Genomic DNA, 20,756 nt, shown 5'->3' with positions numbered 1-20,756 from the left:
GGGCGGCTAGCATCGAGGGGTGCCACACCCCCCACGCGACCGATTCGACGAGATTCCGCGCACCACCGGACGTGTGGGAGCGCACCGCGCCGAGCAGCCGGGAATCAACGGGCTCGTCGCGCTGCTGTGGTCCGCCGCCGCCGCGCTGGTGCTCATCGCCGTGGGGATCTTCATCTCGCTGGTGCTGATGGGGCGCATCGATCTGGGCGGCGGCGCGGGTGCGCCGGTCGCGACGCAGACGCCGGGCGTCCTGGCGAAGATCGACACCTCGTACCAGGTGCTCATCCTGAACGCCACGCCGCAGACCGGCGTGGTCGACCAGGTGCGCCAGAAGCTCATCGACCAGGGCTGGGCAGGCGCCGACGTGTTCGGCAGCGACAACTCCTCCACGTCGTTCGACAAGACGACCGTCTTCTACGTGAAGAAGGAGGACGAGGCCGCCGCCCTGGGCGTGGCCGAGGTGCTCGGCGGTGCGGAGATCGAGCAGAACGACCACTACGCCTCCTCCAACGGCAATGACAGGCCGCAGCTGACCGTGGTCGTGGGCAAGAACCTCGTGGGCACGAACAGCCCCGCACCGAGCGCCGGCGACGAGACGCCGGCGGGCTGATCCGCGCTGGGCGAACGCCCCTCCCGCACGGCTTGCACTCTCATGGGTCGAGTGCCAGACTGAGTGTTAGCACTCGAACACTCTGAGTGCTAACCACATCGCCTACGTCCGGGAGGGACGAAAGACTCATGGCAAAGATCATCGCTTTCGATGAGGAGGCCCGTCGCGGCCTCGAGCGCGGCCTGAACATCCTGGCCGACGCGGTCAAGGTGACCCTCGGCCCGCGCGGTCGCAACGTCGTGCTGGAGAAGAAGTGGGGCGCCCCCACGATCACCAACGACGGCGTCTCCATCGCCAAGGAGATCGAGCTCGACGACCCGTACGAGAAGATCGGTGCGGAGCTCGTCAAGGAGGTCGCCAAGAAGACCGATGACGTCGCCGGTGACGGAACCACCACCGCGACCGTCCTGGCCCAGGCACTGGTCCGCGAGGGCCTGCGCAACGTCGCAGCCGGCGCCGACCCCATCAGCCTGAAGAAGGGCATCGAGAAGGCCGTCGCGGCCATCACCGCCGACCTGCTCGCCAGCGCCAAGGAGATCGAGTCCAAGGAGGAGATCGCCGCCACCGCATCCATCTCCGCCGCTGACCCTGCCATCGGCGAGCTCATCGCCGAGGCCATCGACAAGGTCGGCAAGGAGGGCGTCGTCACCGTCGAGGAGTCGCAGACCTTCGGCACCGAGCTCGAGCTCACCGAGGGCATGCGCTTCGACAAGGGCTACCTGAACCCGTACTTCGTCACGGACCCGGAGCGCCAGGAGGCCGTCTTCGAGGACCCGTACATCCTCATCGCCAACCAGAAGATCGGCAACATCAAGGACCTGCTGCCGGTCGTCGACAAGGTGATCCAGGACGGCAAGGAGCTCGTCATCATCGCCGAGGACGTCGAGGGCGAGGCTCTCGCGACGCTCGTGCTGAACAAGATCCGCGGCATCTTCAAGTCCGTCGCCGTCAAGGCTCCGGGCTTCGGCGACCGTCGCAAGGCCCAGCTGCAGGACATCGCGATCCTGACCGGCGGCCAGGTCATCACCGAGGAGGTCGGCCTCAAGCTCGAGAACACCACCCTCGACCTGCTCGGCCGTGCGCGCAAGGTCATCGTCACCAAGGACGAGACCACCATCGTCGAGGGCGCCGGTGAGGCTGCGACGATCGAGGGTCGCGTCACCCAGATCCGTCGCGAGATCGAGAAGACCGACAGCGACTACGACCGCGAGAAGCTGCAGGAGCGCCTCGCCAAGCTCGCCGGCGGCGTGGCCGTCATCAAGGCGGGCGCGGCCACCGAGGTCGAGCTCAAGGAGCGCAAGCACCGCATCGAGGACGCCGTCCGCAACGCGAAGGCGGCTGTCGAGGAGGGCATCGTCCCCGGTGGTGGCGTCGCGCTCATCCAGTCGGCGAAGGCGCTGGACACCCTTGAGGTGGACGGCGACGAGGCGACCGGTGTCTCCATCGTCAAGGTGGCCATCGAGGCCCCGCTGAAGCAGATCGCCCTCAACGCCGGCCTCGAGCCGGGCGTGGTCGCGCACAAGGTCTCCGAGCTCCCCTCGGGCCAGGGCCTGAACGCCGCCACCGGTGAGTACGGCGACATGTTCGCACAGGGCATCATCGACCCGGCCAAGGTCACCCGTTCGGCGCTGCAGAACGCCGCGTCGATCGCCGGCCTGTTCCTGACCACGGAGGCCGTCGTGGCCGACAAGCCGGAGAAGGCTGCCGCCGCTCCGGCCGACCCGACCGGTGGCATGGACTTCTGACGCGCGAGGACTCAATGCTGCGAAGCAGCGTTGAGTCCGAGTCGGGTCAAGGTTGAGCGAGCGGAGCGAGTCGAAACCCCGACCGCGGCCGGCTCTCACTGCCAGACGGAACGCCCCCTGCTTCGTGCAGGGGGCGTTCTGCGTTCTGCGACGCTTCACTTCGACTCGCTGACGCTCGCTCAGTACAAGCGACAGGCTCAGCGACCCAGGACCTGAGAGCTCAGTGGAACAGGCTCGCGGAGTACTGATCGGCATCCGCGTACTGGCTGGCGGCGGAGCCGAGCGCCGTGCTGATGGACGCCAGCACCTGCTCGACGTGCAGCTGCGCACCGCGCCACTGCTCGCTGCACTGCTGGAACGCCAGCGATGCGGAACCGGTCCACGACGACTGCAGCTGCGTCAGCTGCGCCATCAGCGCGCTGGATTCGCTCTGCAGGCGCTCCATGGTGGCACGGGCCGCACCGTTCGCGGACTGGACGGCATCGGTGTCAACGGTGAAGACGGACATGGGATATCTCCTCTCGACGGGCTTCCGACTCTAGGAGCGTCCGAGAAGGCCGCGAGGCCGGAAACCCGGCGTCTGTGCACAAGTCCCCCGGGTTCCCGGAATGTGCACAGGAGTGCGCTCAGAGGTCCAGCCGGTCCAGCGGCTGCGTCTCCTCCAGCAGGTGCGCGGGTGTCGCCTGGGCGGGCGCCAGCGGGAGCGAGACGATGAAGGTCGCGCCGCCGCCCGGGGTCTCCTCGACGCGCACCGAGCCGTGCAGCGACTCGAGGATCGAGGCGACGATGGCCAGGCCCAGGCCCGCCCCGCCGGTCTCACGCGCGCGGGAGGTGTCCGCGCGCCAGAAGCGCTCGAAGATGTGCTCGCGGATCTGCGGCGGGATGCCCTCGCCGTGGTCGACGACGGCGATGGTGCCCACGCCGAGGCGCCGGTCGGCGCCGACGACGAGCTCGATGGGGCCGTTCTCGGGGGAGTAGCGGCGGGCGTTGCCCAGGAGGTTCGTCACGACCTGACGCACCTTGTTCTCCTCGCCCAGCACGATCGGGGGTGTGCGCACCGGGGCATCCGTCGCCTCGCTGAAGTCGATGGACGGCACTGCGGGCGCGGGCTTCCCCCGGCGTCGCAGACGCCCCAGCGCCGCCGCCGTGCGGCGCGGGGCCGGGAGGGATGCCGTGGGCGGGGCCGGCGCGGGCGCCGGCGGCGCCGCAGGACGGGGGTGCGGAGGCTCCGCATCCTCGGCGGTGGTGTCGATCACCGTGATCGTGCGGCCGGCGGAGGTGACCCGCAGATCCAATGCCGCGTCGCGGGCGACCGGGCGCAGGTCGATCGGGATGATCTCGAGCTGCTTCTCGCGGTCCTCGTCCAGACGTGCCAGCGCCAGGAGGTCCTCGACCAGGACCCCCATCCGGATGGCCTCCTTCTCGATGCGCTCCATGGCCCTGGCGGTGTCCTCGTCGCCGCTGATGGCGCCCATCCGGTACAGCTCGGCGTAGCCGCGCACGCTCACCAGCGGTGTGCGCAGCTCGTGGCTGGCGTCGCCGATGAAGCGGCGCATGTTCTGCACGGTGCGGTCGCGCTGCGCGAGCGAGCGGTCCACCCGCTCGAGCATGGTGTTGATGGCGGCGTTGAGCCGCCCGACCTCGGTGGTGGGCTCCAGATCGGTCAGGCGCTGGCTGAAATCGCCGGCGGCGATGGCCATGGCCGTGGACTCCACGTGCCCCAGCCTGCGGAACGTCAGCGTCACCAGGCCGCGGATCAGCAGCGCCGCCAGCAGGATCGTCACGAGCGCCACCACCGTGTAGACCGCGAAGTACGTGCCAACGATGTTGTCGGCCTCCTCCAGCGGCAGGGCCACCATCTGCACGTACGTCACGCCGGGGACGGTCTCCAGCGGACGCGGCGAGACGGCCGCGTGATACGTGTCGCCGTCGGATGCCTGCAGCGGGATCACCTGGTCGGCCTTCGCCAGCGCGGTCTGCAGGTCGATCTTCGCGGGGAAGGCCGGGCGGTGATCATCGCTGCGGCCTCCGGCCTGGGCGATGGGATCACCGGTGGTCGTGTAGAAGGCCACCACGAAGTCGGTCGCGCGCGGAGCATCCGCCTTCGGCTGGAAGACCAGCCTTCCGCCCTCGACGGTGACGTCGAAGAACCGCTCCGCCTGCCCCGTCGTCGCCAGCGACGGCAGCTGCGAGTCGATGTTGTTGATCATCGCGTTGCGCAGGATCGGGACGGTTCCGATCCCCGCGACCACCAGCCCCAGGGCGAGCACCGCGACGGTGACGCCGGTGACCTTGGCGCGCAGGCTTATCCGCCGCCACCAGGTGGTGACGGCGTCTGAGCCGCGTGCCATGCCCGTCCCCGTGCTCAGGCGGACTTGCCGACCTTGAGCATGTAGCCGAAGCCGCGCTTGGTCTGGATGAGCGACTCCTCGGTGTGCGGGTCGATCTTGCGGCGCAGGTACGAGATGTAGCTCTCCACGATGCCGGCGTCGCCGTTGAAGTCGTACTCCCAGACGTGGTCGAGGATCTGCGCCTTGGATAGCACGCGGTTGGGGTTGAGCATGAGGTACTTCAGGAGCTTGAACTCCGTCGGGCTGAGCTCGATCGGCACCTTGCCGACGAACACGTCGTGAGTGTCCTGATCCATGGACAGCTCGCCGGCGCGGATCAGCGCCTCCTCGTCGTCGTTCTGCATGGTGCGGCGCAGGATGGCCTGTGCGCGCGCCACGATCTCGTCGAGCGCGAACGGCTTGGTGACGTAGTCATCACCGCCGGCGTTCAGACCCTCGATCTTGTCCTGCGTGTCGTCCTTGGCGGTGAGGAACAGGATGGGGGCGGTGAACCCCGCCCCTCGCAGTCGCTTGGTCACGCTGAAGCCGTTCATGTCGGGCAGCATGACGTCGAGGATGATCAGGTCCGGCTCCTCCTCGAGGACGGCCGAGATGGTCGCCGCGCCGTTGGCGACGGTCTTCACCTTGAACCCGGCGAAGCTGAGACCCCGGGAGAGCAGGTCGCGGATGTTCGGTTCGTCGTCGACGACCAGGATGCGCGCATCAGTCATGCCCCCATTATGGTGACTTCGTCCTTGTACGCGCTGATTGGGCGCGCGAGAGCTCAAGGTCAGTGCCCCAGCGACGCATCGACCGCGCGGGTGATCACGTCGACGATCGGAGCCGCCGGGTCGACCGTGATGCGGTGCAGCAGCAGCCCGTCGGCGGCGGCCATCAGGAAGGCGGTGCGGCTCGCCGCGGCGTCGCCGCCGAGCCGGGAGAGGATGCTGCGCAGCCAGGCCTCCATGCCGGCGCGCTGCTCGCGCAGCGGACGCACGGCATCGTCGTCGGTCTCCAGGAACAGCGCGTACCTGGCCCGGGTTCGCGCGGACAGCGGCCCGGACTGCACCTCGACCATGCGGGTGAGCGCGTCGACGAGCTCGTCGCGCGTGGTGATCTCGGGCACGCCGGCATCGCCCAGCTCGCGTCGCGCGATCCACTCGGCGACACCGGCCACGAGCGCGGCGCGGGTGCGGAAATGGTTGGAGGTGGATCCGGGCGGCAGGGAGGCGGCGGCATCCACGCGGCCGTGCGTGAGTGCGCGAATGCCCTCGGCGCCGATCAGCATCACGGCGGCATCCAGCGCCTGATCGCGGGTCCTGCTCACAGCTCGAGACTACGCAACTACTTCTCTAGTGACAAAACACTATGAACGTAGTAGCGTGTGCGCATGGAAGAGCACAGGGAGTGGGATCCGCCGCTGCCGGAGGCCGCGGGCTTCGAGCATCACATCGTGCAGACGCCCGGGTTGCGCACGCACGTCGCCGTGATCGGGGAGGGAGAGCCGGTGCTCATGCTGCACGGGTTCCCAGAGCACTGGTGGCAGTGGCGTGCCATCGCTCCCCGGATCGCCTCCGCCGGGTATCGCGTGATCTGCCCGGACCTGCGAGGTGCGGGCTGGACGGCGGCCGAGGACCCGCGCTTCCGGCGCCATTCGGTCGTCGACGACATCGTGGCGCTGCTCGACGTCCTCGGGATCGGCCGCACGAGCCTTCTCAGCCATGACTTCGGTGCTGTCATCGCCCACCAGCTCTCGTACCGGCATCCGGAGCGGGTCCGCGCCGCCGTCCAGTGCTCCGTGCCGCCGGCATTCATGATCTTCACGCCGCGGCTGCTGCCGGCCTTCTCCCACATGCCACGGATGCTGATGCACAGGGAGGGCGGCTCCCTGCGGCATCTCTTCTCCGAGAAGTACCTGGCACGGCCGTTGGGCGAGGAGGACCTCGACGGCTATCTGCGGGTGCAGAGGCGTCCTGAGGTGAGTCGCGCCGTCGCGGCGATGTATCGCGGCCTGATCGTCCCGGAGGTGATGGCGCTCGCCGCCGGCGAGTACCGGCGGATGCGACTGCGTCCGCCCACCCTGGCCCTGTTCGGCCGGCAGGACGGACCGTTCCCCGAGGAGCTGGTCCGCCACATCTGCCGTGACCAGGAGCGCCGGGCGGACCGATTCTCGCTGGCGTTCGTGGACGGCGCCTCGCACTTCCTCACCGACGACGCGCCCGATGAGGTCGCCCGGCACACCCTGGAGTGGTTCGCGACGGTCGGCAGCACCGCTGAGGCCGCCTCCGACGAGGTGTGAACGCGGCGCGGGCCGGACGAGGGATGCGGCGCGCGCATGTCACCGGGATGCGGTGAACCCTCTGATCGGGGAGGATCGGAGGGTGCCCTCCGAGACCCACCCTGCTGCCCCACGCAGCATCCCTGCTGCGTATCCGCCGCCCGCGCCTCCGGCGCCGTCAGGCGCACCGCTCGTGCCGGAGGTGACGCTGCTGGCTCCCGTGCCGGAGGAGCTGGCCTTCCACCGTCTGGACCGTGCACGCTCTCGCCCGACCCGGTGGTGGCGCCCACTGGCCATCGCCGCCGTCGCGGCCGCGCTGTACCTCGCGATGATCGTCATGATCATGGTTCCGCTGGTGGTCGTCGTGGTGATGAATCCGGGCCTCAGCCCGGCTTTCGAGATGCTCGAGCGGGGGCAGGTGCCGCCGTTCGAGGTGGCGGATCCCACCGGATTCCTGGTGCTGATCGTGCCGCTGATCCTGATGATCCCGGCACTCCTGGCGGCGTCCAGGATGCTGGGCGGCCGGGGCGTCGGCCTGCTGCTCTCGGTGGCAGGGCGGATCCGCTGGGGCTGGCTCGGGCGCAGCCTGCTGGTGGCGCTGGCCGTGTACGCGGTGCAGACCGCGATCACGCTGGCGCTGGCCGCCGCCACCGGGGAGAGCATTGAGGCCGACGCCTCCCAGCCAGGGCTGGGGCTGATGGTGCTGCTGATCGTGCTGCTGGTGCCGCTGCAGTCGGCCGCCGAGGAGTACGTCTTCCGCGGGTTCCTCATGCAGGCCATCGGCACGTGGCTGAAGCATCCGCTGTTCCCGATCCTGCTTCCCATCCCGCTGTTCGTGTTCGGGCATCTGTACGACGTATGGGGACTGCTGAGCGTGGCCGTGTTCGCCGTGGCCGCGGCCTGGCTGGTATGGCGCACCGGCGGGCTGGAGTCCGCCATCGTGCTGCACGCGGTCAACAACGTCTCGGCCTTCCTGCTCGGCGCGTTCGGGCTGGCCGATGCGAACGCCACGACGGGCCTGCCCATCGATGTGGTCACGACGGCGATCACCATGGTCGTGTACGCCGGGATCATCGAGTGGATGCAGCGGCGCACCGGACTGGTGCGCACTCGCACCGTGCTGCGGCCGGCCCCCGTGCCGCTGCCGCAGGGGTAGCATCCGGAGCATGGACGAGTACGAGGGCGGCGACAGCGCGTGCTGGCTGTCGCAGGTGTGCCCCGAGTGCGGCGCCCTGCTCGACGACCTCTCCGCGCCCTGCTGGCGGTGCGGGCTGAAGCCCGGCGAGGAGCCGGCGGGGGCCGCGAGCTGACTCAGGCGGCCAGGCTCACAGCATCCATGATGGTGTAGCTGTAGCCCTGCTCGGCGAGGAACCGCTGCCGGTTCTGCGCGTAGTCCTGATCGACCGTGTCCCGGGCGATCAGCGTGTAGAAGCTGGCGGTGTGCCCGGACTGCTTGGGCCGCAGCAGGCGGCCCAGCCGCTGGGCCTCCTCCTGCCGGGAGCCGAACGATCCCGACACCTGGATGGCGACGGATGCCTCCGGCAGATCCACCGAGAAGTTCGCGACCTTCGAGACCACCAGCAGCGAGATCTCGCCCTCGCGGAACTGCCGATACAGCTGCTCGCGCTCGTCCACGGGCGTGGCGCCGGTGATCTGCGGGGCGTTCAGCGCCTCGGACAGCTCGTCGAGCTGGTCGAGATACTGGCCGATCACGAGGATGCGCTCGCCGGGATGCTTGGCGATCAACTCGCGCACCGCGGTGATCTTCTCCGGAGCGGATGCTGCGAGCCGGTACCGCTCGTCGTCGGTGGCTGCGGCGTACTCCAGCCGGGTGCTGGGCGGCAGGTCCACGCGCACCTCGTAGCAGGCGGCCGGGGAGATGAAGCCCTGCGCCTCGATCTGCTTCCACGGTGCGTCGAACCGCTTCGGCCCGATCAGGCTGAACACGTCACCCTCGCGACCGTCCTCGCGCACGAGCGTGGCGGTCAGGCCGATCCTGCGGCGGGCCTGCAGGTCGGCGGTGAGCTTGAACACGGGCGCCGGCAGCAGGTGCACCTCGTCGTAGACGATCAGGCCCCAGTCCAGGGCATCCAGCAGCGCCAGGTGCGCGTACTGGCCCTTCCGCTTGGCGGTGAGGATCTGGTACGTGGCGATGGTGACCGGCTTGATCTCCTTGGCCTGCCCGGAGTACTCGCCGATCTCCTCGGGCGTGAGCGAGGTGCGCTTGAGCAGCTCGTCGCGCCACTGCCGGGCCGAGACCGTGTTGGTCACGAGGATCAGCGTGGTGGTGCCGGTCGCGGCCATCGCGCCCGCGCCGACGATGGTCTTCCCTGCGCCGCAGGGCAGCACCACCACGCCGGAGCCCTCCTTCGCGAAGGCGTCCACGGCCTCGTGCTGGTACGGCCGCATCGCCCAGCCGTCCTCATCCAGCTCGATCTCGTGCGGCGTGCCCGGCGTGTAGCCGGCGAGGTCCTCGGCCGGCCAGCCGATCTTCAGCAGCTCCTGCTTGATCTGACCGCGCGCCCACGCGTCCACGACGTACGTCTCGGGGGTGGGGTGGTCGATCAGCAGCGGCTGGATGCGCCTGTTCGCGGCGACCTGGGTGAGCACGGCGGGATCCGTGGAGTGCAGGATCAGCGCGCCCTCGTCGTCGCGCTCGATGATCAGGCGTCCGTAGCGGTCCACGGTCTCGCGCAGGTCCAGCGCCACGGACGGCGGGACGGGGAAGCGCGACCACCGCTCGAGCGTCGCCAGCATGTCGTCGGCGGTGTGGCCGGCCGCACGGGCGTTCCACAGGCCCAGCCGCGTGATGCGGTAGGTGTGCATGTGCTCGGGGGCGCGCTCCAGCTCGGCGAAGATCGCCAGCTCGTGGCGGGCGGCGTCCGCGTCGGAGTGCGCGACCTCCAGCAGCACGGTGCGGTCGCTCTGGACGATCAGTGGGCCATCAGACATAGCAGACCAGTCTACCGAGGCCGCGGTGCATCAGGCCTCGAGCACCTGCACCGAGCGGATGCTGCGCACCGGCAGCGTGCGCTCCACATCGGCCGCGCGGTCCCGGCCGCGAAGCCGACCGCCGCCGATGCCCGACGCCTCCAGAGTCAGCTGGCGGCTGGTGCCGTCGGGCATGGCCACCTGCACCTGCACGAGCGCGCGGGCCCGGACGGCGGCCTCCAGCTCGCGGCCCAGCCAGGCGGCATCCGCGTCCGGTCCGCGGTGCGAGCGCAGCCGCGCGATCAGGCTCGCGTACTCGACTCCGGGCGCGGCCGCGGGTGGTGCGAGGCGGCGCCGCTGCACGGCGATGGCCACGTCGTCGCGGTCGACGAGGGTTGCCGGGTAGCGGGCATCCGACAGCGCCCAGGCGACGGTCTCCGCGCTCACGCGGGAGTGCAGACGGTCGCCGTCGGGCACCAGCCCCAGCGGACGCAGGTTGCGGTCGACGGCGATGGCCTCCAGCAGATGCTCGTCGGCGCTGCGCACCTGCGTGCCGCCGGTCGAATCCGGACCCACACGCACGAGGCCGTGGCGTGCGGCTGTCTGCGCGATGAGGTACTCCAGCGGCTGCGGCACCCCGGACAGCGAGAGCTCGTGCAGGAAGGTCAGGATGCCCTGCTCGGTCTCTCCGTCCACGAGAGCGCGGGCGACGGAGTCCGCGGTGAAGCGGTACGACGACACCTGCGCGGCCGAGGAATGCTCGGTCATGCCGCGCAGGCGGTTGTCCAGCGCGGGCTGCAGTGGACCCGGGGCGATCGCGGAGAGGTCGTTCTGCAGGAACAGCCGATCCACCTCGGTCGGCAGCAGCGCCTGCAGGGCGGAGGTGTCGGCCTCGCCTCCGGTGCGCAGCGCCTGCGCCCAGGCGGGCTCGGTGCGGTCGATCGTGCGCAGTCCCAGCAGCACCGCGAGGTGCGTCAGGCGATCCGCATGCGCCGCCCAGGCGGAATCCCAGGGGTGCGCCTCGGGCCAGCTCCCGATCGGGTCCCAGCCGGAGCCGGAGCGGATGCCGGCCGGCATCGATTCGCGGAAAGCCGTGGCCAACTGCGCCCACCGCTCGGCGAACGAAGCGGCCAGCCAGTCCTCCGCCGTGGGCGTCAGGCGCCATTCCCGATCGACGGGGCGGGCGAGACCGGACAGCTCCGCGATCTCGCGCAGACTGTCGGCATCGTCGTCGAGCATCAGCCTGCGCTTCTCTGTCACGCTCAGTGCGCCGGTGGCGACCAGCGCCAAGGGCGCGGTCCGGGCCGCCAGCAGCAGATCGGCCAGTGCGCCGACCGTCGCCCAGGCGCGCTCTGCCGCGCCCGCCGCGGCGGAATCGGACGCCGGAGTCTCGGCGGCTCGCTCCGCGTCGGCGACAGGGGAGTGGGCGGCGACGGCGGCGATCACCGGTGCGGGCACGCGCCCCTGGGCATCCAGGAATCCGAGGGAGGCGAGCAGGTCGGCCGTGGATGCATCGATCTCGGCATCCGGTCGTACGGCATCGGCCAGCCGCTGCGCGTCGGCACGGGTGAGTGCGGCCAGGCCGCGCTCGATGGAGGCCGGTTCCAGCAGCGCCTCGGCAGCGTCGAAGAAGTCGTCCCAGTCGGCATCCGCATGCACGTCGCGGATGCGCAGCAGTTCGCCGAACTGCTCATCGCTCGCCGCTGCCAGCCGATCGGCCAGAGGGCGCGCGTGGGTGCTCATGTTCAGGGCCGCTCAGGATCGCTTGCTCGCGCGTCCCCTGCGGACGAAGGTGATGATCAGCAGCGCGATGATCATCACGAAGGCGAGCGGGAGCCCGTACAGCGGCAGTGCCGCCACGAAGGGCCACACCCCGGTGCCGAACGAGGACTGCTTCATGCCCGTCGCGGTGCCGATGATGATGGCGAAGAAGCAGATGATCGACGCGGCTGCCAGCACGAGCGCCGTGTAGGCCAGGATGCGGTCGATCAGACTCGTGGGCGCCTCCGCGGCGTCGTCTTGCTTGCTCATCCCCTTCAGCGTATCTCCTGGGCGCGCACGCGGCGTCGTCGGGCGCCCGGCGGGTAGGCTGGAGGTGTCGCGTCGCCGCGCGACGTTCCATCACACAGACTCAGCGAGGTTCTCCCATGCCCACCGGCAAGGTCAGGTTCTACGACGACGAGAAGGGGTTCGGCTTCATCGCTTCCGATGACGGCCAGGACGTCTTCCTGCACGCCTCTGCCCTTCCCACAGGTGTCTCCGTGAAGAAGAACACCCGCGTGGAGTTCGGCCTCGCCGACGGTCGCCGCGGCCCGCAGGCGCTGTCGGTGCGCGTGCTGGACGCGCCCCCGGCACGCGCCAAGGCGCCGCGCGCCAACGCGGACGAGATGGCGGTGATCATCGAGGACCTCATGAAGATGCTCGATGACGCCAGCTCCGCGCTGCGCAAGGGCCGCCCCACCAGCCGCACTCTCCCCGCGGTGCTGCGCAAGGTCGCTGATGATCTCGACGCCTGACGAGCTGGCTGCCGCCACGCGCGAGATCGCGCTGGCCGCCCTGCACGAGATCACCCCCGCCTCCACGATCGGACCCGCCGCCGGCTACACGGTGGAGCCGTCCGGCGCGCTGTCGCTGCGGTTCGAGAACCGGCTTCCCGGATACCCGGGCTGGTACTGGACGGTCTCCGTCGCGCAGCTGGACGACGCCGAGCCGACGGTGCTCGAGACCGAGCTCATGCCCGGTGACAGCGCCCTGCTCGCACCCGACTGGGTGCCGTGGACCGAGCGTCTCGCCGAGTACCGCGCGCACCAGGCCGAGCTCGCCGCCGCGGCCGCCGCCGAGGGCACGGAGTCGGGTGATGCGGACGCGAACGTCGATTCCGACGACGCGGATGTCGATCTCGACGGCTCTGACGAGGATGACGACTCCGACGATGAGGACGTCGACGAGCACGACGTGACCGCACGGCTGCACGCCGGTGACCTGGACGGCGTCGACATCGACGAGCTGGACGAGTCCGCGGCATCCGACGACGACGACAACGCTGAAGACGACGACAACGCAGACAACGCCGACGACGAAGCCGCTCCGGAGGACGCAGCCGAAGAGGAGTGACCTCTTCCGCCGAAACCCCTCCTGACCGCCGAAACCCCTCCTGACCCACGCGGGCCAGGAGGGGTTTCGACGCTGCTGAGGGGTCTCGAACTCCGCTGGGACTCGAGTCAGGCCAGGTGGCCCAGCACGTAGTCGATCGAGCGGATCAGCTGGCGCACGTCGTCGGGCTCGATGGAGACGAATGTCGCGATGCGCAGCTGGTTGCGGCCGAGCTTGCGGTACGGCTCGGTGTCGACGATGCCGTTGGCACGCAGGGCCTTGGCGATCTCCGCGGCGTCCACTCCGTCGAAGTCGATGGTCGCGACCACGGGGGAGCGGTACGCGGCTTCGACGAACGGGGTCGTGACGGAGGTGCTCTCCGCCCAGTCGTAGAGCAGACCGGACGACTCGGCCGTGCGGGCGGCAGCCCACTTCAGCCCGCCGTTCGCCAGGATCCAGTCCAACTGGCTGTCCATCAGGTGCAGGGTTGTCAGTGCCGGGGTGTTCAGGGTCTGGCTCAGGCGTGAGTTGGTCAGGGCGTTGTGAAGACTGAGGAACTCGGGGATGTACCGACCGGATGCCGCGATGCGCTCGATGCGCTCGATGGCAGCGGGGGAGACCGCCGCGAGCCACAGGCCGCCGTCCGAGCCGAGGTTCTTCTGCGGGGCGAAGTAGTAGACGTCCACCTGGCTGATGTCGACGTCGATGCCGCCAGCGGCGCTGGTCGCGTCGACGACGGTCAGTGCGCCGTCGGCCGCGACGCGCGTGACGGGAGCCGCAGCGCCCGTGGAGGTCTCGTTGTGCGGCCAGGCGTACACGTCCACGCCCTCGACGGCTTCGGCGAAGGCGACCGTGCCGGGCTCGGCGGTGCGCACGTCCGGCGCCTCCAGCCACGGAGCTGCGGCGGCCTTGGCGAACTTGCCGCCGAACTCGCCGAAGACGAGGTTCTGCGCACGGTGCTCGATGAGGCCGAAGGCGGCGGCATCCCAGAACGCCGTCGAGCCGCCGTTGCCGAGGATGATCTCGTATCCCTCCGGCAGGCTGAACAGGGTGGACAGGCGATCGCGAACGCTGGCCACCAGGTTCTTCACCGGGGTCTTGCGGTGCGACGTGCCCAGCAGACTCGCGCCGACCGCGGCCAGCGCCTCGATCTGCGCGGGGCGCACTCTGGACGGGCCGCAGCCGAAGCGTCCGTCGACGGGTAGGAGTTCACGGGGGATCTCGATCGCCATGGGTTGATTCTAGGTCGCCGTGGGCGGCGCTCCCGCCCGCGTGACGGGCGATGACCGGGCGGCGGAAAGGTAGGCTTGCCTAAGACCATCGGAGGGCCCGCATGACCGACCTGATCGACACCACCGAGATGTACCTTCGCACCATCCTCGAGCTGGAGGAGGAGCACATCGTTCCGCTGCGCGCGCGCATCTCGGAGCGACTCGGGCACTCCGGTCCGACCGTCTCGCAGACGGTCGGACGAATGGAGCGCGACGGACTGGTCGTCGTCTCCGAGGACCGTCGTCTGGAGCTGACGGATGCCGGGCGTCGCAAGGCCGTCGACGTGATGCGCAAGCACCGGCTGGCCGAGCGACTGCTCTCCGACGTGATCGGGCTGGACTGGGCGTTCGTGCACGAGGAGGCCTGCCGCTGGGAGCACGTGATGAGCGAGCAGGTGGAGCGCCGCCTCGTCGAGCTGCTGGGTCATCCCACCGAGTCGCCGTACGGCAACCCGATCCCGGGCCTGGACCAGCTCGGCGACGTTCCGACCCGCTCCTTCGAGGAGGGCGTGATCGGCCTGGTCAGGCAGTTGGATGCCGCGGGCGGACCCATCGAGGGCACCGTGCGCCGTCTCGCCGAGCCCGCGCAGGTGGATCCGGAACTGCTCGAGCAGCTGCGCGATGCGGGCGTCGTCCCTGGTGCGCGCGGGGAGTACCGCTACAACGAGGGGTACGTCCTGATCAGCATGGAGGGTCGCGACGACGACCTGGAACTGCCGGTGGAACTGGCATCCCACATCTTCCTCGTCCAGGACAATGCCTGATCAGTCAGGATTCTCGGGGCGTTCTGGCGGATTGTCAGGTTCGGAGGGTGACAGAATCGTTATCTTCCGGTAACGTCGGTGGGGTCGCCGACGAAGAAGCCCGTCGGTGATGAACGCGGAGATCGCCTCCTAGGCTCGTCCTCTCCGCGAGAAGTTCGCACAACGTGCCGTGTGGCATACGTGCCCGAGAAACGACTATTGCCGACGAGCCTGCGCTTGCCCGAATCGAGCGCGGAGGCGCAGGAGGATTCCCTTTTGGCCGCAGACATCACCACGACCGACAACGCTGAAGACCCGAAGAAGCCGGCGCGAGGACGCGCCACCCGCAGCAGCCGCACGAGCGTGAAGCCCATGCGCACGATCGCGATCTTCGCAGCAGTCGGCGCCCTGGTCGCCGCCGTCGCCCTTCCGGCCTACGCCGCGACGAACGGCACCCACAAGAACGAGGCCACGACCCTGCAGCAGCTTGCGGCAGGCGATGCGCAGTCGCTGGTGGTGGCATCCGAAGCCACCGCCTCGCCGCTGGATCGCGGCACCTACTCGGCCACCACGCCCGAGGAGATCGCGACGAAGAAGGCTGAAGCGGCAGCCAAGGCGCGCGCCGCGGCGACCGCGAAGCTCGCCTCGACCAGGGTCTCGCGCCTGAGCGCCGCAGACCTGCAGCTCACCTCGCCGGGTTCGGGCGAGGTCCGCTATCCGCTTCCGCGGGGTTCGTACTACGTCAGTCGCACCGTGGGCAGCGGCCACGGCGGCGCCGATATGGTCGCGAACTCCGGCACCCCGATCTTCGCGGCGGCCGGCGGAGTGGTGCGCGTGTCGTCTGAGAACTACTACGGCTACGGAGTCGCCATCGTCATCGACTCGGTCGTCGGCGGTCAGCGCGTGTCGACCCTCTACGCCCACATGAGCTACGGCACCCGCGCGGTCAGCACCGGCCAGACGGTGCAGCCCGGCCAGTTCATCGGCAAGGTCGGCAACACCGGGCGCTCGTTCGGTTCCCACCTGCACTTCGAGGTGCACATCAACGGCGCGCTCATCGAGCCGATCTCCTGGCTGAAGGTCAACGCGGGCTGATCGCCCGACACGTTCCCCGTTCGACGGCCGGTGTTCCCGCGTCGTTCAGACGGATGGGCTAGCCTGTACCCGTCGTCGTACGGGCGGGAGAAGCTGATGGGACAGTCACCGGGCATCCGAACCATGGATGCGCTCGGCCGTCTTGTCCTTCAGCATCGTCCGCAGGGACGGCTCGGCTTTGTCGAGCACGGAAGGCGCTGTCTTTAGGACGGCGCTTTTTTGTCATCCCTGCGACCGCTGCTGTCCGCACGAGGAGTCGAGAGAGCCGGGAAGCCATCCCGGCCGAATCGAGAGGATGCCGACGATGCGCACACTGGTGCTGAATGCAGGATACGAACCCATCACGGTGGTGTCGTTCAAGAGGGCCATGGTGCTCGTGATGAACGACAAGGCCAGTGTGATCGAGCACGTGGAGGGCGACCCGGTCTGGTCGGGTCGCAACGCCTATGAACGCCCGGTCGTGATCCTCCTCACCAGGTACGTGCGTCTGCCGTCGTCCCGCCGGGTGCCGGTCACCCGTCGCGGGGTGCTGCGCCGCGACGACCACCGCTGCGGGTACTGCGGCCGCAGCGCATCGACCATCGACCACATCCTCCCCCGCTCGCGCGGGGGAGCGGACAGCTGGGAGAACCTGGTCGCGTGCTGCCTGAAGTGCAACAACGTCAAGAGCGACCGCACGCCGCGGGAGATGGGCTGGGAGCTGCGGATGACGCCCCGTCCTCCGCATGGCACGGCGTGGACCGTCCGCGGTGCCGAGCGCGGCGACCCGCGCTGGGAGCCCTACCTCGCGCTGGCCGCGTAGCGACGATCCGGCTCCGTTAGACTTGAAGAGCGCCTTCGTAGCTCAGTCGGATAGAGCGGCCCTCTCCTAAAGGGCAGGTCGCAGGTTCGAATCCTGTCGAGGGCACGATGACGAAGGACGCCGCCCGGAGGGCGGCGTCCTTCGTCGTCTCACCCCCTCGACAGAGGGGCCCCGCCGGCCAGGAGGCTCGCTGCGGCGCTCTTCCTCGACACCGCAGCCGATCTCGGGACCTGGCGACGCAGCGAGCGGCCGGTGGGGAAGCGAGGGCACACAGAGCGGCCGGCGTCCCGAAGGGCGCCGGCCGCAGAAGGAAGAATGTCAGTGCGCCGCTCGGTACGCCTCCATGACGTCCGCGGCGATGCGTCCGCGCTCGGAGACCTTCAGGCCCTGAGCCTTGGCCCATTCCCGAATCTCACCGACCTCGGAATTGCGAGCAGCGCGACGCCGAGGTGCAGCGGCACGGGAACTGCCCGCGGACGCGCGACGACCGGCATTGATGTATGGCGCCAGGGCGGCGCGAAGCTCTTCCGCATGGGAATTCGTGAGATCGATCTCGTATGCCACGCCATTGAGGGAGAAATGAACTGTCTCGCCCTCACCGACCTCCAGCAGTGCGCCATCGATATCGTCAACAAGCTGATGCACAATTCGTCGAGCCATGGTGATAACAGTAATTGCAATATTCTGGAAATGCAAGAAGCATGTCGATGGTGCGGAATGAATTCGCGCACCGTTGGAAAGGGTGTCAGGGAAGCAGGCCCGCACGGCGCGCACGGGCCACTGCCGAGTGCCGGGTGGAGGCATCCAGCTTCGACATCGCGGCACCCAGGTAGGCCTTCACCGTTCCCTCACGCAGACCCAGCTGCGAGGCGATCTCGCCGTTCGTGGAGCCCACCGCCGCGCAGGCCAGCACGTCCAGCTCACGGGGGGACAGGTGCACGGTGGGGACCGAGCTGGTGGTGACCGGCACCGGCTCGACGAACCCCAGGAGACGCTTCTCGACGGCCATGATCCGTGAGCGCAGGGTCTCGTCGTCGAGACCGGCGGCGATGGAGCGCAGCTCGGCGAAGCTCTCGCGCAGATCCTCGCGCTGCGGGGCGGCCAGTGAGGGTACGGGGGAGGCCTCGCGCAGCCGTCGTTCGACCTCGTCGCGGATCTGCAGCTCCGTCGCCATGCGCTGCGCGACGCTCATGGCCGGCGCCGTGGTCACGCCTCCGACTTGGGATTCCTCCCAGGCTCCGGCATACAGCATGCCTCGAGGGCGGCCCGCCACGACGATGGGCAGGGCCAGCAGCGTCCGCAGCCCCTCGCCCAGCACGAACAGATCGTAGTCGTGCGTGATCTGCTGCGAATTGCGGTAGTTGTTGGTCATGCGCGGGCGCAGCTCGATCATCGCCCGCCCGCCCAGTCCCCGCTCCGGGCGCACCTGCAGACCGTCCAGATGACGGGTGCGATTGCCGACGATGGTGGTCACGGCCACCTCGCCGTCCTCGATGAGACCGCCGAACGCCACCGGGAATCGCGTGCGCCTGGCGAGCTCGCGCACACCATCGGCGACGAGTTCCTGCGCGGTGCCAGCCTGGACGCTCATTGTCAGCAGATACCAACTTTCGGGGGTGACGGCGCTGCCCGCCCGTTTCGTAGCGTCGAGGATACCACCCGCGTGACGCCGTCACGCGGCTTCGTACATGCGGCAAGGAGGCCTCATGACAGAACGGATCGATGAAGAATCCGGCGGAGGAATCGACTACATCGAAGTCGAGGAATCGGAGAGATTCCAGGGACTCAAGCGAATGCAGCGCTCGTTCGTCTTCCCGCTGGCGATCTTCTTCCTGCTCTGGTATTTCGCATATGTGCTGCTCGCAGCATTCGCAACGGATTTCATGAGCCAGAGGGTGTGGGGCGACATCACGGTCGGCCTGCTCTTCGGACTCGGGCAGTTCGTCACCACATTCGCCATCACCATGGCATATGTCTCATTCGCCAACCGAAAGCTCGACCCGGTGGCCACCGAGATCCGTGAAGAGCTCGAGAAGGCGGAGGTGCGTTCATGAATGTCACGCATATGGCGGCGGTGGCCGTCAAGAACGACCCTGTCCTGAACATCGCCATCTTCGCGGCTTTCGTCGCCGTGACGCTGTTCATCGTCATCCGCGCCAGCCGCAACAACAAGACGGCCGCGGACTACTACGCCGCCGGCCGCTCGTTCAGCGGTACGCAGAACGGCTTCGCCATCTCGGGCGACTACCTCTCCGCGGCATCCTTCCTGGGCATCTGCGGCGCGATCGCCGTGAACGGCTACGACGGATTCCTCTACTCCATCGGATTCCTGGTGGCCTGGCTGGTGGCGCTGCTGCTGGTGGCCGAGCTGATGCGCAACACCGGCAAGTTCACGATGGCCGACGTGCTGGCGTTCCGCCTCAAGCAGCGCCCCGTGCGCATGGCCGCCGCCATCACCACCCTCGCGGTGTGCTTCTTCTACCTGCTGGCTCAGATGTCCGGCGCCGGCGCGCTGGTCTCGCTCCTGCTGGGCATCGACAGCAAGGTCGGACAGTCGCTGGTCATCGCGATCGTCGGTGTGCTGATGATCATCTACGTGCTCATCGGCGGCATGAAGGGCACCACCTGGGTCCAGATCGTCAAGGCGGTGCTGCTGATCCTCGGTGCGATCGGCATGACCGTCTGGGTGCTGGCGCTGCACGGCTTCAGCTTCAACGGCCTGCTCGAGGATGCCGTGGCCAACGCACCAGAGGGCGCGAAGATCCTCGGCCCGGGGCTGAAGTACGGCGCCAACCCGCTGGACTTCCTCTCGCTGGGCATGGCTCTCGTCCTGGGCACCGCGGGTCTGCCGCACGTGCTGATGCGCTTCTACACGGTCCCGACCGCCAAGGAGGCACGCAAGTCCGTCGTCTGGGCGATCTGGCTGATCGGCCTGTTCTACCTGCTGACCCTGGTGCTGGGCTACGGCGCCAGCGCGCTGGTCGGCGCCGAGACCATCAAGGCGGCTCCGGGAGGCGTGAACTCCGCGGCTCCGCTGCTGGCGCAGGCGCTCGGCGGTCCGCTGCTGATGGGCTTCATCTCGGCCGTCGCGTTCGCCACGATCCTCGCGGTGGTCGCAGGCCTGACCATCACCGCCGCCGCCTCGTTCGCGCATGACATCTACTCCAACGTCATCAAGCGCGGCAAGGACGGCACCGGCGTCTCCGATTCCGCCGGCGAGGTCAAGGTCGCGCGTCGCACCGTCATCGTGATCGGCATCCTGGCGATCATCGGCGGCATCGGCGCGCAGGGGCAGAACATCGCGTTCCTCGTGGCCCTGGCGTTCGCCATCGCGGCATCCGCCAACCTGCCGACGATCCTGTACTCGCTGTTCTGGAAGAAGTTCAACACCCGCGGCGCGGTGTGGAGCATGTACGGCGGTCTGATCGCGGCCGTGGGTCTCATCGTCATCTCGCCGGTCTTCTCCGGCAGCGAGACCTCGATGATCCCCGGGATCGACATCGCGATCTTCCCGCTGAGCAACCCCGGCATCATCTCGATCCCGGTGGGCTTCATCCTCGGATGGCTCGGCACGGTCACCGCGAAGACCGCGGAGTCGCGTGCCCTGGCCGCCGAGATGGAGGTGCGCTCGCTGACCGGGTTCGGCGCCGAGAAGGCCGTCGAGCACTGATCCCCTCCGACCGCTCGGGCTCGTGCGCAGCACGGCCCGAGCGGTCGGCCCGAATGCCCGCCCGCGTCGACTCCCCAGTGCGATGCGGGCGTCCCCAGGACTCGGATCGTCATCCCCAGTGCGATCCGAGCATCCCCAGAAGCGGAGCCCGGCGGCCTACACGCCGGGCTCCGCTTGGTCTCAGTGCT

The 20,756-nt window shown here is 69.0% G+C and carries 22 protein-coding genes and 1 tRNA gene; 13 read left to right on the top strand and 10 right to left on the bottom strand.

The genetic code is table 11. From position 1 onward, the window contains the following. The first annotated feature begins 19 nt into the window (after nucleotides 1–19). On the top strand, nucleotides 20–610 hold the full coding sequence (locus Q0568_RS08985) for a LytR C-terminal domain-containing protein (RefSeq protein ID WP_298865556.1): 591 nt from the start codon (nucleotides 20–22) through the stop codon (nucleotides 608–610). Between the two features lie 128 nt (nucleotides 611–738). Further along, the gene (gene groL, locus Q0568_RS08980; protein WP_298865554.1) at nucleotides 739–2,355 is read left to right on the top strand and encodes a chaperonin GroEL; all 1,617 of its coding nucleotides are present in this window, start codon (nucleotides 739–741) and stop codon (nucleotides 2,353–2,355) included. Nucleotides 2,356–2,575: 220 nt separating this feature from the next. Here the strand turns inward: groL and Q0568_RS08975 are convergent, their stop codons facing one another. The 4 genes from Q0568_RS08975 to Q0568_RS08960 all read right to left on the bottom strand — a co-directional run bounded on the left by Q0568_RS08975 (nucleotide 2,576) and on the right by Q0568_RS08960 (nucleotide 6,012). Further along, on the bottom strand, nucleotides 2,576–2,863 hold the full coding sequence (locus Q0568_RS08975; RefSeq protein WP_298865552.1) for a WXG100 family type VII secretion target: 288 nt from the start codon (nucleotides 2,861–2,863) through the stop codon (nucleotides 2,576–2,578). A gap of 118 nt (nucleotides 2,864–2,981) precedes the next feature. Next, a complete protein-coding gene (locus Q0568_RS08970; RefSeq protein ID WP_298865550.1) occupies nucleotides 2,982–4,706 on the bottom strand; it encodes an ATP-binding protein in 1,725 nt (574 codons plus the stop codon). Nucleotides 4,707–4,720: 14 nt separating this feature from the next. Beyond that, nucleotides 4,721–5,416 carry a response regulator transcription factor gene (locus Q0568_RS08965; RefSeq protein ID WP_298865549.1) on the bottom strand — a complete coding sequence of 232 codons (696 nt, stop codon included), beginning with the start codon at nucleotides 5,414–5,416 and terminating at the stop codon, nucleotides 4,721–4,723. Nucleotides 5,417–5,475: 59 nt separating this feature from the next. Further along, complete coding sequence (locus Q0568_RS08960; protein ID WP_298865547.1) at nucleotides 5,476–6,012, bottom strand: TetR family transcriptional regulator; 537 nt, start codon at nucleotides 6,010–6,012, stop codon at nucleotides 5,476–5,478. Nucleotides 6,013–6,075: 63 nt separating this feature from the next. Between Q0568_RS08960 and Q0568_RS08955 the strand changes: the two genes are divergently transcribed. From Q0568_RS08955 to Q0568_RS08945, 3 genes are all read left to right on the top strand, one after another. Next, on the top strand, nucleotides 6,076–6,984 hold the full coding sequence (locus tag Q0568_RS08955) for an alpha/beta hydrolase (RefSeq protein ID WP_298865545.1): 909 nt from the start codon (nucleotides 6,076–6,078) through the stop codon (nucleotides 6,982–6,984). 82 nt (nucleotides 6,985–7,066) lie between these two features. Then, nucleotides 7,067–8,119 (top strand): type II CAAX endopeptidase family protein, encoded by a 1,053-nt coding sequence (locus Q0568_RS08950; protein WP_298865543.1) that lies wholly within the window; start codon nucleotides 7,067–7,069, stop codon nucleotides 8,117–8,119. Nucleotides 8,120–8,129: 10 nt separating this feature from the next. Then, nucleotides 8,130–8,273: a hypothetical protein gene (locus Q0568_RS08945; protein WP_298865541.1), complete on the top strand. Its 144-nt coding sequence runs from the start codon at nucleotides 8,130–8,132 to the stop codon at nucleotides 8,271–8,273. A gap of 1 nt (nucleotide 8,274) precedes the next feature. On the opposite strand, the gene Q0568_RS08940 is transcribed toward Q0568_RS08945, so the two are convergent. Genes Q0568_RS08940 through Q0568_RS08930 form a run of 3 tightly spaced genes read right to left on the bottom strand, consistent with a single transcriptional unit; the run spans nucleotide 8,275 to nucleotide 11,925 of the window. Continuing rightward, nucleotides 8,275–9,915, bottom strand: coding sequence for a DNA repair helicase XPB (locus Q0568_RS08940; RefSeq protein WP_298865539.1), 1,641 nt, complete (start codon nucleotides 9,913–9,915; stop codon nucleotides 8,275–8,277). A gap of 30 nt (nucleotides 9,916–9,945) precedes the next feature. Then, nucleotides 9,946–11,637: a helicase-associated domain-containing protein gene (locus Q0568_RS08935; protein WP_298865537.1), complete on the bottom strand. Its 1,692-nt coding sequence runs from the start codon at nucleotides 11,635–11,637 to the stop codon at nucleotides 9,946–9,948. 12 nt (nucleotides 11,638–11,649) lie between these two features. After that, nucleotides 11,650–11,925 carry a multidrug ABC transporter ATPase gene (locus tag Q0568_RS08930; RefSeq protein WP_298865535.1) on the bottom strand — a complete coding sequence of 92 codons (276 nt, stop codon included), beginning with the start codon at nucleotides 11,923–11,925 and terminating at the stop codon, nucleotides 11,650–11,652. 116 nt (nucleotides 11,926–12,041) lie between these two features. On the opposite strand from Q0568_RS08930, the gene Q0568_RS08925 reads away from it, so the two are divergent. Further along, nucleotides 12,042–12,410, top strand: coding sequence for a cold-shock protein (locus Q0568_RS08925; RefSeq protein WP_298865533.1), 369 nt, complete (start codon nucleotides 12,042–12,044; stop codon nucleotides 12,408–12,410). Beyond that, a complete protein-coding gene (locus Q0568_RS08920) occupies nucleotides 12,394–13,008 on the top strand; it encodes a DUF3027 domain-containing protein (protein ID WP_298865530.1) in 615 nt (204 codons plus the stop codon). The genes Q0568_RS08925 and Q0568_RS08920 overlap by 17 nt, the downstream gene beginning before the upstream one ends. 107 nt (nucleotides 13,009–13,115) lie before the next feature. On the opposite strand, the gene serC is transcribed toward Q0568_RS08920, so the two are convergent. Continuing rightward, a complete protein-coding gene (gene serC / locus Q0568_RS08915; protein WP_298865528.1) occupies nucleotides 13,116–14,219 on the bottom strand; it encodes a phosphoserine transaminase in 1,104 nt (367 codons plus the stop codon). Nucleotides 14,220–14,320: 101 nt separating this feature from the next. Between serC and Q0568_RS08910 the strand changes: the two genes are divergently transcribed. The 4 genes from Q0568_RS08910 to Q0568_RS08895 all read left to right on the top strand — a co-directional run bounded on the left by Q0568_RS08910 (nucleotide 14,321) and on the right by Q0568_RS08895 (nucleotide 17,003). Next, entirely contained in the window at nucleotides 14,321–15,022 is a 702-nt protein-coding gene (locus Q0568_RS08910) for a metal-dependent transcriptional regulator (protein ID WP_298865526.1), read from the top strand. A 255-nt stretch (nucleotides 15,023–15,277) separates the two neighbouring features. Then, on the top strand, nucleotides 15,278–16,096 hold the full coding sequence (locus Q0568_RS08905; protein ID WP_298865524.1) for a M23 family metallopeptidase: 819 nt from the start codon (nucleotides 15,278–15,280) through the stop codon (nucleotides 16,094–16,096). A 304-nt stretch (nucleotides 16,097–16,400) separates the two neighbouring features. Then, nucleotides 16,401–16,898 carry an HNH endonuclease gene (locus Q0568_RS08900; protein WP_298865522.1) on the top strand — a complete coding sequence of 166 codons (498 nt, stop codon included), beginning with the start codon at nucleotides 16,401–16,403 and terminating at the stop codon, nucleotides 16,896–16,898. A 31-nt stretch (nucleotides 16,899–16,929) separates the two neighbouring features. Further along, a tRNA-Arg gene (locus tag Q0568_RS08895) sits at nucleotides 16,930–17,003 on the top strand. Nucleotides 17,004–17,216: 213 nt separating this feature from the next. Here Q0568_RS08895 and Q0568_RS08890 read toward each other — a convergent pair. Together Q0568_RS08890 and Q0568_RS08885 are read right to left on the bottom strand one after the other, a co-directional pair. Further along, nucleotides 17,217–17,558 (bottom strand): Lsr2 family protein, encoded by a 342-nt coding sequence (locus tag Q0568_RS08890; RefSeq protein WP_298866023.1) that lies wholly within the window; start codon nucleotides 17,556–17,558, stop codon nucleotides 17,217–17,219. Between the two features lie 85 nt (nucleotides 17,559–17,643). After that, nucleotides 17,644–18,489: a LuxR C-terminal-related transcriptional regulator gene (locus Q0568_RS08885; RefSeq protein WP_298865520.1), complete on the bottom strand. Its 846-nt coding sequence runs from the start codon at nucleotides 18,487–18,489 to the stop codon at nucleotides 17,644–17,646. 115 nt (nucleotides 18,490–18,604) lie between these two features. Between Q0568_RS08885 and Q0568_RS08880 the strand changes: the two genes are divergently transcribed. Together Q0568_RS08880 and Q0568_RS08875 are read left to right on the top strand one after the other, a co-directional pair. Further along, a complete protein-coding gene (locus Q0568_RS08880; RefSeq protein WP_298865518.1) occupies nucleotides 18,605–18,952 on the top strand; it encodes a DUF485 domain-containing protein in 348 nt (115 codons plus the stop codon). Beyond that, nucleotides 18,949–20,568: a sodium/solute symporter gene (locus Q0568_RS08875; RefSeq protein ID WP_298865516.1), complete on the top strand. Its 1,620-nt coding sequence runs from the start codon at nucleotides 18,949–18,951 to the stop codon at nucleotides 20,566–20,568. The genes Q0568_RS08880 and Q0568_RS08875 overlap by 4 nt, the downstream gene beginning before the upstream one ends. Nucleotides 20,569–20,756: the final 188 nt, after the last annotated feature.

The organism is uncultured Microbacterium sp. (assembly GCF_937927635.1).
GTDB lineage: Bacteria > Actinomycetota > Actinomycetes > Actinomycetales > Microbacteriaceae > Microbacterium.
Note: the sequence above shows the minus strand (reverse complement) of the source record. Positions and strands in the feature narration are given on the sequence as shown.

What these genes read in the sequence shown, in the direction of transcription:
- groL (WP_298865554.1), top strand. Translation starts at nt 739, where the DNA reads ATGGCAAAGATCATCGCTTTCGATGAGGAGGCCCGTCGCGGCCTCGAG.
- Q0568_RS08975 (WP_298865552.1), bottom strand. Translation starts at nt 2,863, where the DNA reads ATGTCCGTCTTCACCGTTGACACCGATGCCGTCCAGTCCGCGAACGGT.
- Q0568_RS08970 (WP_298865550.1), bottom strand. Translation starts at nt 4,706, where the DNA reads ATGGCACGCGGCTCAGACGCCGTCACCACCTGGTGGCGGCGGATAAGC.
- Q0568_RS08965 (WP_298865549.1), bottom strand. Translation starts at nt 5,416, where the DNA reads ATGACTGATGCGCGCATCCTGGTCGTCGACGACGAACCGAACATCCGC.
- Q0568_RS08955 (WP_298865545.1), top strand. Translation starts at nt 6,076, where the DNA reads ATGGAAGAGCACAGGGAGTGGGATCCGCCGCTGCCGGAGGCCGCGGGC.
- Q0568_RS08945 (WP_298865541.1), top strand. Translation starts at nt 8,130, where the DNA reads ATGGACGAGTACGAGGGCGGCGACAGCGCGTGCTGGCTGTCGCAGGTG.
- Q0568_RS08940 (WP_298865539.1), bottom strand. Translation starts at nt 9,915, where the DNA reads ATGTCTGATGGCCCACTGATCGTCCAGAGCGACCGCACCGTGCTGCTG.
- Q0568_RS08935 (WP_298865537.1), bottom strand. Translation starts at nt 11,637, where the DNA reads ATGAGCACCCACGCGCGCCCTCTGGCCGATCGGCTGGCAGCGGCGAGC.
- Q0568_RS08930 (WP_298865535.1), bottom strand. Translation starts at nt 11,925, where the DNA reads ATGAGCAAGCAAGACGACGCCGCGGAGGCGCCCACGAGTCTGATCGAC.
- Q0568_RS08925 (WP_298865533.1), top strand. Translation starts at nt 12,042, where the DNA reads ATGCCCACCGGCAAGGTCAGGTTCTACGACGACGAGAAGGGGTTCGGC.
- Q0568_RS08920 (WP_298865530.1), top strand. Translation starts at nt 12,394, where the DNA reads ATGATCTCGACGCCTGACGAGCTGGCTGCCGCCACGCGCGAGATCGCG.
- serC (WP_298865528.1), bottom strand. Translation starts at nt 14,219, where the DNA reads ATGGCGATCGAGATCCCCCGTGAACTCCTACCCGTCGACGGACGCTTC.
- Q0568_RS08910 (WP_298865526.1), top strand. Translation starts at nt 14,321, where the DNA reads ATGACCGACCTGATCGACACCACCGAGATGTACCTTCGCACCATCCTC.
- Q0568_RS08900 (WP_298865522.1), top strand. Translation starts at nt 16,401, where the DNA reads ATGCGCACACTGGTGCTGAATGCAGGATACGAACCCATCACGGTGGTG.
- Q0568_RS08890 (WP_298866023.1), bottom strand. Translation starts at nt 17,558, where the DNA reads ATGGCTCGACGAATTGTGCATCAGCTTGTTGACGATATCGATGGCGCA.
- Q0568_RS08885 (WP_298865520.1), bottom strand. Translation starts at nt 18,489, where the DNA reads ATGAGCGTCCAGGCTGGCACCGCGCAGGAACTCGTCGCCGATGGTGTG.
- Q0568_RS08880 (WP_298865518.1), top strand. Translation starts at nt 18,605, where the DNA reads ATGACAGAACGGATCGATGAAGAATCCGGCGGAGGAATCGACTACATC.
- Q0568_RS08875 (WP_298865516.1), top strand. Translation starts at nt 18,949, where the DNA reads ATGAATGTCACGCATATGGCGGCGGTGGCCGTCAAGAACGACCCTGTC.